The sequence below is a fragment of the Priestia sp. SIMBA_032 genome, from assembly GCF_046535215.1.
In the GTDB taxonomy this organism is placed as follows: domain Bacteria; phylum Bacillota; class Bacilli; order Bacillales; family Bacillaceae_H; genus Priestia; species Priestia aryabhattai.
Window position 1 is genome coordinate 1 of record NZ_JAWRXD010000550.1, and the last position, 276, is coordinate 276.

Annotated in this window: 1 pseudogene; it reads left to right on the plus strand. The window is 33.3% G+C overall.

The features are described 5' to 3' along the window. Positions 1 to 276, plus strand: a pseudogene (locus SB717_RS35495) (methionine--tRNA ligase); the annotation flags it as partial.

Consider the following 276-nt stretch of genomic DNA (forward strand, 5'->3'; position numbering starts at 1 on the left):
GGCGTGAATTTATTTACAGTCATAATAGTGAATTGTTAGGAGCATATGGAAACTTCGTGAACCGCACATTAAAATTTATTGAAAAATATTATGATGGCACTGTACCAAAGGGGACTATTGATATAGAGCTGAAAGATAAAGTAGAAGGATTATATAAAAATGTAGGAGAGGCGATTGAGCAAACTAAATTTAAGGTGGCGTTAGAGACAATATTTGATGCAGTACGTTTTGCAAATAAATATTTTGATGAAAAGCAGCCTTGGAAACAAAGAGAAG